The 6,300-nt window shown below is 25.2% G+C and carries 4 protein-coding genes; all 4 read left to right on the top strand.

What is annotated here, in order from left to right; genetic code table 4:
* Positions 1–161 precede the first annotated feature (161 nt).
* The 4 genes from BST80_RS03390 (at position 162) to BST80_RS03375 (ending at position 6,142) form a co-directional block, all read left to right on the top strand.
* Positions 162–773 (top strand): hypothetical protein, encoded by a 612-nt coding sequence (locus BST80_RS03390; protein ID WP_415745974.1) that lies wholly within the window; start codon positions 162–164, stop codon positions 771–773.
* Positions 774–943: 170 nt separating this feature from the next.
* A complete protein-coding gene (locus BST80_RS03385; protein WP_415745973.1) occupies positions 944–2,716 on the top strand; it encodes an ABC transporter permease in 1,773 nt (590 codons plus the stop codon).
* A 126-nt stretch (positions 2,717–2,842) separates the two neighbouring features.
* Positions 2,843–3,976: a tRNA 2-thiouridine(34) synthase MnmA gene (gene mnmA / locus BST80_RS03380; protein WP_415745972.1), complete on the top strand. Its 1,134-nt coding sequence runs from the start codon at positions 2,843–2,845 to the stop codon at positions 3,974–3,976.
* 15 nt (positions 3,977–3,991) lie between these two features.
* Positions 3,992–6,142: an ATP-dependent RecD-like DNA helicase gene (locus BST80_RS03375; protein WP_415745971.1), complete on the top strand. Its 2,151-nt coding sequence runs from the start codon at positions 3,992–3,994 to the stop codon at positions 6,140–6,142.
* Positions 6,143–6,300 lie beyond the last annotated feature (158 nt).

The following is a 6,300-nucleotide window of genomic DNA, read 5'->3' as shown; positions in this document are numbered from 1 at the left end:
ATTTCTATTTTAAATATATTTTATAGGAATTTTAAAATAACTAGGTTATGAAAGAAGTCTATTATAAAGAGTAGAAAAAACATAAATTAAAAATATAAAATGAAAAAGTAATAAAATATCAATTTTATTCTTTTCAGTTGTGAAAGGGGCATATTAATATTATGGGCTATTTAGGAAAAATGTTTGAAAATGTAGGAAAAATATATTTAGCATATAAAGTAATAGTATGAACTAATAATGTGCGTAAAAAAACTAAATCAGCATGAAATTTTACTGCTGATAAAATTAGCGAAAAATGAAATAGTGCAAAAAATTGGTTATTGAAAAAACATTACTATTGAACTAATTATAATAAATGACTTAATATAAGAACAAAAGAAGAAAGAAAAAAAATTAATGTTCAACAAGATATTGTTATTAATGCTCAAATATATTACAAACAAGTTGAAAGAGAAGCAAAGCGTAAACTTGAAGAAATGAAGAAGATTGCAAAAAGAGATAATATATATGAGTATTTAGAACCTGACTTTAGACAAATTGAAATTGTTTTAGATAATTTTGACATCTTAAAAATGATGTCACATATTTCAGCTTCAAATCAAGTTCTTGCTGATAGATTTAAAGAAATTCTTATTGAAGTTAATACAGCTTCACCTTCACATTTAAATAGTGAACAAATGATTGATAATGATAGAACCGATGATAATGATGAATTTTTTGATGCAGTAGAAGAATTAGAGTCTAATCAAATAGATTATGAACGCAGTTCCTAAGGAAATGTAATAAATAATTTTATAAATATAAAAAGCAATTAAAATTTTAATTGCTTTTTATTGTTTCTTTGTTATTACGAAAAAGACCCAATATTTCCTTTGTTTTTTAACTGTTTTAGGATATAATTAATATGTATTAGTTTTTAGTTTTCTTGAAATGGGTGTTGATAATGAAGAGTAATGATATTAAAATTTTAAAAATTAAACCAATTAAGCAAAGTGCGCATAATGATCAAAGCATTGAACAGCAAGAGTTTACTTTAAATAATGATGCAACTTTTTTTCTACAAGAAAATAGTCATTTTTTTAAGAATAATTATTTTTTTACTAAAACCCAAAATGTTAATCAAAATAGTGCTTTAAATTCATTTGTACAATCACGGAAAATGATTTTAAATTTAGATAATCCAAATGCATTAAAAATTTTATATCATCAAACTGAAAAGTTACAACAAGAAAAAACAAGTTTTCATCACCGATTAAATAAAATTAAATCAACTTTTGATGAAAAAATTCAATTGGATAATGAAGAACATTTATATGAGCCACCTACTATTACAAAAAACATTGATTTATTAAATTTTAATAAGAAAAATAATGATGCTCAATTTAACAATGAACCTGTTGAAGTTAAAATTGATCATACAAAAGTTAAAGCACAAGCTCGTGCTGTTGCTCAAAAAATAATGCAAAAAGATCAAGAAAAATTAAAGAAGTCATTAACTAATATTGATAATAAACAAACTATAAAATCAAAGTCAGTTCTAACAAATCATTTTCCTAAACTTTCTTTACCAAAATCATCGCCACAAAAAGATGTTTTTTTTACTCAAAGTTATAATAAAATACCAGGTCAAAAAATAAATGTTTCGCAAAAAATAACACATAATATGCCTCCAATCCAAGCAAAAAATATTGAAGAAGAAACTTATAATAAAAAGTTTGATAATAAACAAAATGAAAATAAAAAAACACGAAAAGAAGTAGATTTAATTGTTCGTCCTGACAAGGGAAATCAATTTTATGATGAAATTGATACGATGGAATGGGATATAACAAAACGACCAAATTTAGGAGTGGAACAAACAACCAATAAATATTATCATCAAGAAGAAAAGAATTTGGAAACAAAAAAAGTTTCACAAGTTTTATCAGAAAAAGTAAAACTTCAAGATGAAACTTCTCGAGCAATTGAACTTGAAGAAGTAGAGGGAACTTATCAAATAGATAATTTTTATGCTAAGTTATTTAATTCTAATGTCAAAGAAGATTTGATAAAACAAGACAGTAAACTTAAAATAAAACAAATTGGCAGAAGAAAAGCAAAAAACCTTAATCCTAATGTTTTGCCTTTGATAAATAAGGACTCAAAGTCTATTGTTCAAGCAACAACAATGTTTAATAATAATTATCAAATTAAGCAATTACCAAATGGGCGTCAACAAATTACTAAAATTAAGAAAAACAACATTCTTAAATGACGTGATCTAATTGTTTTAATTGCACGGCTTATGGTGATTATTGGATTAATAGTATTATGTAGTGCATTTTTAGTGTTTAATAATTGAATTAATAATTCAGCTTTAGATTTATATAATTTTTTTGTAATTAATTTTGGTAAAATTAATTTTATTACTGTTAATCATCATTATTTTTTCGTGAATCGAATATTTATGTTAATTTTAATTGGGATTTATGCAATTACTGTTGTTCTTCCATTTTGTTTGGTATCAAATTTTAAAATTCAGCTTTATTGTTTTTTACCATTAAGTTTACTTTTCTTATGTAGTGTGATTGGGATTGCATTATATAGTTATTTTTTTATGAACAATATTTTTAATTGGTCCAGTAATATTATGCAAATTATTAGTTATAGTTTTTTATTGTTGGCAAATATTTTAATGTTAACAGCAGTTTTAAAAAGAAAAAAAGAAAGGTCTTAAAATTTATATAGTAAATTATTTAACCAATAGGAAACCAATTTCTTATTTTGGAATTTTTAATTTTCAATGTTAAAATAATAGTACTAATTAATTATTATTTATTTATAAAAAAGGAAGTGATGTGCAATGAAAAAAGTTGTTGTCGGATTATCTGGAGGGGTTGATTCTTCAGTTAGTTTATATTTATTACAACAAGCAGGCTATGATGTAGAAGGTCTTTTTATGCGTAATTGAGACAGTCAATTAAATAATGATATTTTAGGAAATAAAGCAATTAATAATGTGATTTGTCCACAAGAACTTGATTATAATGATGCTGTTAATGTTAGTAAAACATTACAAGTACCATTGCACCGTGTTGATTTTATTAAAGAATATTGAGAATATGTGTTTAAACATTTTATTAATGAATATCAAAAAGGGCGAACTCCTAATCCAGATATTTTATGTAATAAGTATATTAAATTTGACTATTTTTTAAACTATGCAATTAATAACTATCATGCTGATTTTATTGCCATGGGACATTATGCTCAAGTACGATTTAATGAAAAATTACAAGAATATCAATTATTACGGGGAATTGACCGGGATAAAGATCAAACTTATTTTTTAAGTCAATTGAACCAAGGGCAATTATCAAAAACATTTTTTCCATTAGGAAATTTAACAAAAAAAGAAGTTAGAGAAATTGCAAGTGCACAAAATTTAAGCACAGCTAATAAAAAAGATTCAACAGGAATTTGTTTTATTGGAGAACGTGATTTTAAAAACTTTTTACAAAATTATATTCCAAATCAAAATGGTAATATTGTTGATATTGAAGCAAAAGAAGTTGTTGGTCATCATAATGGGGTGATGTATTATACAATTGGTCAACGTCGTGGTTTAAATTTAGGTGGGATGAGTGAACCATATTTTGTGGCTGGTAAAAATGTAGAAAACAATATTTTATATGTTGCAAAAAGTAGTGAAGAAAAATGACTATATTCAACGAGTTGTATTATTACTGATGTTAATTGAATCAATACTTTACATGAAAAAGAATTTAATTGTACAGCTAAATTTCGTTATCGTCAAAAAGATATTCCTGTTAAAGTAACAGTTTTAAGTGATAATAAATGTCTTGTGCAATTTGCAACAAAAGTAAAAGCTATTACGCCAGGACAAGCTGCTGTTTTTTATGATGATGAAGTTTGCCTTGGGGGCGGAGTTATTAATGATGTTTATTTAGATAATCAAAAATTATGATATTTATAAGAAAGGATTACTAAAATGGCTGAAAAAATACGGGGTTATTTAAAATTAATTGTTTTTGAGTCCAATAATGGTTATCGGATTTGCAAATTTCAATTAGAAAATGATAAAACACATTTTATTTTTATTAAAGGATTTTTATCAACTTTACAGCCAGAACAATTATATGAATTACAAGGGGACTTTGTCTATAATGAACGCTATGGTGAAAATTTTGAAGTTAAGGAAATTCATAAACTTTCCCCACAGAGTAATGATGAGGTTTTAAAATATTTAACTAGTAGTTTATTTCCCACAATTGGTGAAAAAGCAGCACAAATAATTATTGATTATTATCAAACCGATGTGATTACCAAGATTAAAGAAAATTTATCAGTTTTACATGAAATTCCGGGTATTAGTGTTAAGCAAGCTAATATTATTGCAAAGGTATTTAAGTCAATGAGCCGTGATGATGAATTAAATCATCAATTTAATCAAAAAGGATTATCATTACAAGTTTTATCTTTATTAAGAACAAAATATAATGTTGATCAGATTTATGCTTTATTAAAAAAAGATCCTTATTCATTACTATTAAAAGATAATATTGCTTTTAAAACAATTGATAAGATTTATTTAGCATTTGAACAAGAACCTTTTACTAACATTCGAATTGGTTATTATGCTTGATATTTAGCAAAAGAATTTTGTAATAATAATGGTGATACTTATTTAACGTTAAATGAATTAACAAAAATCTTACAAAAGAATTTTCCTTTTTTAACAAAAGAACAGTTGTTAGTCGGATTAAAATATAGTAAAGAAATTAAATTATTAATTTTTAAGGATGATAAAATTTATGTTGCAGAAATATATCATAGTGAAATTAATATTGCTGCAATGTTAGTTGGTTTGAATACGATTGATCAATATGATGATCAAAAATTAACAGAAGAGTTAGAAAAGTTAACAAATAAAAAACAAATTACTTATAATATTAATCAAGCAAAAGCAATAAAGGCTGCTGTGCATTCTAATTTTTTAGTTATTATTGGAGGACCTGGTACGGGTAAAACAACAGTTGTTGATGGTATTGTTAGTCTTTTAAAAAAAGTTTACCAACAATCAAAAATTGTATTAGCAGCACCAACCGGAAAAGCAGCCAAACGATTACGAGAAAAAACTGGGCAAAAAGCTTTAACAATTCATAAATTATTAAAATATGATGCTTTGACTAATCAATTTTTTTATAATGAAAATAATCCTTTGGAAAATGATATTTTAATTTTAGATGAAGTTAGTATGGTTGATAGTTTGTTATTATCACAAATTGCAAAAGCTAGTGTTAATTTGCGTAAATTAATTTTAATTGGTGACCCAAATCAATTATCGTCAGTTGCTTGTGGTGATTTGTTACGAGATATTATTCAAAGTGATGTTTTTAATGTTATTAAATTAGAAGAAGTTTATCGTCAAGAAGCTGGAAATGACATTTTAGAACTATCTTATGCAATTGAACAAGAACATTTTGAAGGTAATAATTTATTTGACAAAAAAGATTTTACTTTTATTAATGAAAATGATTCACAAACATTATTAACAATTGTTGGTAATTTATATCAAAAACTTAGTGATGAATATGGAGCAGATTATAATGCTATTCAAGTAATTGCCCCAATGTATAATGGTCCAGTTGGAATTAATGCATTAAATACTTATTTGCAAAATCGAATGAATCATGCAAGTGGTCAAAAAGAAATTAAGATTGGGCATCGTTTTTTCCGAGTTAATGATAAAGTTATGCAACTTAAAAATCGACCTGAATTAGAAATTTATAATGGCGATGTTGGCATTATTGTTGATATTAAAAAAGATAAAAATTTAAATGATGTAATCTTAGTAAAATACGATAATGTAATTGCATATAGTAAAGAACTTTATTATGATATTACTTTGGCTTATGCTTGTAGTGTTCATAAATTGCAGGGCAGTGAATATGATAATATTATTTTTGTAATAACAAAAAGTTTTTGAATGATGTTAAAACGAAATCTAATTTATACAGCAATTACTCGTGCTAAAACTAAATTATATTTAATTGGTGAACCATCAGCATTTTTATATGGTGTTAATAATTTACCACAAAAACGGCGAACAACTTTACAAGAAAAAATTGGCATCGTGTAAGTGAAGTGCAACAAATCAACCCCTTTCTGAGTTGATTTGTTGCACTTCACTTACACGATGCCAGGCTTATTTTGCTATCTTAAATCCAACATTTTATTTCTCACCCCGTCATTTTGCAATTACTAAAACAACTGATTATGCTATTATTAAGGCGTTAT

The sequence above is a fragment of the Spiroplasma sp. Moj genome (assembly GCF_016082285.1).
Lineage (GTDB): Bacteria > Bacillota_I > Bacilli_A > Mycoplasmatales > Mycoplasmataceae > Spiroplasma > Spiroplasma phoeniceum.
Note: the sequence above shows the minus strand (reverse complement) of the source record. Positions and strands in the feature narration are given on the sequence as shown.